This is a genomic window from Streptomyces phytophilus (assembly GCF_013870535.1).
GTDB lineage: Bacteria > Actinomycetota > Actinomycetes > Streptomycetales > Streptomycetaceae > Streptomyces > Streptomyces phytophilus.
In genome coordinates this window covers 1-2,960 of the sequence record NZ_JACBXC010000761.1, presented here as the reverse complement: position 1 = coordinate 2,960, position 2,960 = coordinate 1, and the positions used below count along the sequence as shown (strand labels likewise).

The window sequence follows — 2,960 nt, the reverse complement described above, 5'->3', positions numbered from 1 at the left end:
GTGAGCGCGACGAGCACGGCCAGGGCCACGGCGCCCGCGCCGCCCATGCCCATCTTGGTCAGTTCCGGGATCCCGACGACCCCCAGGCCGACCAGGGCGATGAAGACGGTCGCGCCGGCGAACACCACGGCGGAGCCGGCCGTACCCACCGCCCGGCCCGCGGCCTCCTCCGGCTCGCTGCCGCGGGCGAGTTCGTCGCGGAACCGGGAGGTGATGAAGAGCGCGTAGTCGATGCCGACCGCGAGCCCCAGCATCAGCGCCAGGATGGCGACGGTGGACGTCAGGCCCAGCGGTACGGCCAGCGCCGAGACCAGGCCGAAGGCGATGGCCACGCCCGCGAAGGCGGTCAGCAGGGACAGCCCGGCGGCGGCGAGCGAGCCGAGGGCGAGGACGAGGACCACGGCGGCCACGGCCACGCCGACGATCTCCGTCGTCCCGCCCGGCTCCTCCTCCGCGTCCAGGGCGGAGCCGCCGATCTCCACGGTCAGCCCCGCGTCCCTGGCCTGGTCCGCGGCGCCCTCCAGGGCGCTCTTCGTCGGCCCGGTCAGGTCCACGGTGTCGGCGGTGTAGGTGATCGTGGAGTACGCGATGGTGCCGTCATCGCTGACGTCGCCGGCCTCGTACGGGTCGGAGGCCGCAGCGACCTGGTCGCCGCCCTCCAGCGAGCCGAGCGCGTCCGCGACGGCCGCCTTGTGCTCCTGCGCCGTCACCCGCTGCCCGTCCGGGGCCTGGAACACCAGGCGGGCCTCGGCCCCCTGGGAGTTGTCCTCGGGGAAGCGCTCGTCGAGCAGGTCGAACGCCTCCTGCGACTCGGTGCCGGGCATGGAGAGGTCCTCTTCCTCCCCGGCCGGCGCCAGGGCGGCGGCGACCCCGGCCAGCAGCAGGGCGGCCAGCCACGCACCACCGACGAGCCGGCGCCGCCGGAAGGCCCACCGCCCGATCCGGTAGAGAAAAGTCGCCACTTCTCGATCACTCCAGACACCGCTAGGAAGGGGAGAACATGCGGACTCCCGCACGCTTTCCACACTCCCGGGCGGCGCCCGGCGGGGCATCGTCTGCCGTGGCCGTCTTCGTCTGGTGCACCCGGACCAGGCGTCGGGGTCCCCTGGTGCCCACGCACCACGACCCGCCCGGCCCGGGGCCGTCCCGGGCCGGCTACCCCGCTTCTCCCGCTTCCTCCTCGAAGTCCTCCACGAAGAAGCTGTCGTGCCGGACGCGGAACTGCTTCAGCTCCTCGCCGCCGCGCCGCGACATCTCCGCCACCCGCTCGAAGTACTCCTCGCGCGGCGCGCCCGGGGCGAAGAGCATGAGCACGCGCACGGGGTCGTCGGTGACGTTCCTGAAGGCGTGCAGCCCGCCGACGGGCACGTACAGGAAGTCCCCGCTTCCTCCGGTCACCCACCGGTCGCCGTCGTACAGCTCCAGTTCGCCGGAGATCACGTAGAAGGACTCCGACATCGCCTTGTGGAAGTGCGTCTTCGCGCCGGGCGAGCGCGGGCCGAGCTGCACGTCGTACAGCCCGAACTCGCCGCCCGTCGACTCCTCCGTGGCGAGGTAGCGGGTGAAGCCGCCGGGCGAGGTGAGGTCCGGCGGGCTGCCGGCCGGCCGGAACGTCGCGTTCACCTCGCCCCTGTCACCGTGGTAGCGGGGCTCGGGGTAGACGAGGTCTTCCGGGTACGACATGGGTGCGCTCCTTCCGGCGGGTTCGCCTGCATCCTGTCCCGGACGCCGCGTGCGCGGCATCGGGCAACCGGATGATCTCCGGCGGCCACCGGGCCGGGGCCCGCCGACCTAGGCCGCGGCGGCGGGCCGGGCTAGGCGGGGCCCCCCTCGCCGCTCACGCCGGTGCCGGGGGCGCGGTGTTCGGCGGCGATGCCGAAGCGGCGTTCGCCCGTGGCGGATCCGGCGGGCCGGGTGGAGTGGACGCCGGAGACGGTGGTGATCACCTGCTCCTCGGCCGGCGGGTTCTCCAGCTGGTCGAGTTTCTCCAGGTCGGCGGCCGAGACGAGGGCCACGAGGGGCCGGCCGTGGCGCGTCACCACGACCCGCTCGCCGCCGTAGACGACACGGTTGATCAGGTCGGCCAGTTCTGCGCGCGCTTGCGTCACCGGAATTTCGTACGCCATGCTCCCAGCATAACCGGACGTACGTCCTGTACATTTTGCACTGAGGACCACCGAACCGAGAGAGGGAGAGGTGCGGACGGCCATGGACAGCCCCAGGGCGCGCTACGTGCTGCCGGAGTTCACCGAGCGGACGAGCAGCGGGGTGCGCACGCAGGATCCGTACTCGAAGCTGCTGGAGGAGCGGATCGTCTTCCTCGGCACGCAGATCGACGACACGTCGGCGAACGACGTGATGGCCCAGCTCATGCATCTGGAGCACGCCGCGCCCGACCAGGACATCTCGCTGTACATCAACTCGCCCGGCGGCTCGTTCACCGCGATGACCGCGATCTACGACACGATGCAGTTCGTCACCAGCGACATCGAGACCGTCTGCCTCGGCCAGGCCGCCTCCGCCGCCGCCGTGCTGCTGGCCGCCGGCACCCCCGGCAAGCGGTTCGTGCTGCCGGGCGCGCGGGTGCTCATCCACCAGCCGTCGTTCGCCGAGCCGGTGCGGGGGCAGGCGAGCGACCTGGAGATCCACGCGCGCGAGCTGCTGCGGCATCGCGCCCTGCTGGAGGAGCTGCTCGCCAAACACTCGGGGACGCCCGTCGAGCAGGTCCGCGAGGACATCGAGCGCGACAAGATCCTCGACGCCGGGGAGGCCATCGCGTACGGGCTGGCCGACCGGATGACCGAGAGCCGCAAGGGTACGGGCACGCCGCGCTACGGGAGGTGACGGACCGTGCTGCCACCCGAGCTGCCGCCGCTGCCCGCGCTGACGCGCGCGGAGGCGGAGATGATCGACCGCTATCTCGACGCCGTCGACCAGTTGGGCCGCATCAACCCGGCGCG

4 protein-coding genes are annotated in these 2,960 nt (G+C 72.6%); 1 reads left to right on the top strand and 3 read right to left on the bottom strand.

Annotated features, from left to right (window positions below):
* The 3 genes from H5J30_RS24815 to H5J30_RS24805 all read right to left on the bottom strand — a co-directional run.
* Positions 1-962 (bottom strand): MMPL family transporter (locus H5J30_RS24815; protein WP_181789584.1); only part of this gene is annotated, 962 nt, incomplete at its 3' end.
* A gap of 193 nt (positions 963-1,155) precedes the next feature.
* The gene (locus H5J30_RS24810) at positions 1,156-1,683 is read right to left on the bottom strand and encodes a cupin domain-containing protein (RefSeq protein WP_181789583.1); all 528 of its coding nucleotides are present in this window, start codon (positions 1,681-1,683) and stop codon (positions 1,156-1,158) included.
* A gap of 131 nt (positions 1,684-1,814) precedes the next feature.
* Positions 1,815-2,126 carry a type II toxin-antitoxin system Phd/YefM family antitoxin gene (locus H5J30_RS24805; RefSeq protein WP_181789582.1) on the bottom strand — a complete coding sequence of 104 codons (312 nt, stop codon included), beginning with the start codon at positions 2,124-2,126 and terminating at the stop codon, positions 1,815-1,817.
* An 82-nt stretch (positions 2,127-2,208) separates the two neighbouring features.
* On the opposite strand from H5J30_RS24805, the gene H5J30_RS24800 reads away from it, so the two are divergent.
* Positions 2,209-2,844, top strand: a complete 636-nt coding sequence (locus H5J30_RS24800) for an ATP-dependent Clp protease proteolytic subunit (protein WP_181789581.1) — start codon at positions 2,209-2,211, stop codon at positions 2,842-2,844.
* Positions 2,845-2,960: the final 116 nt, after the last annotated feature.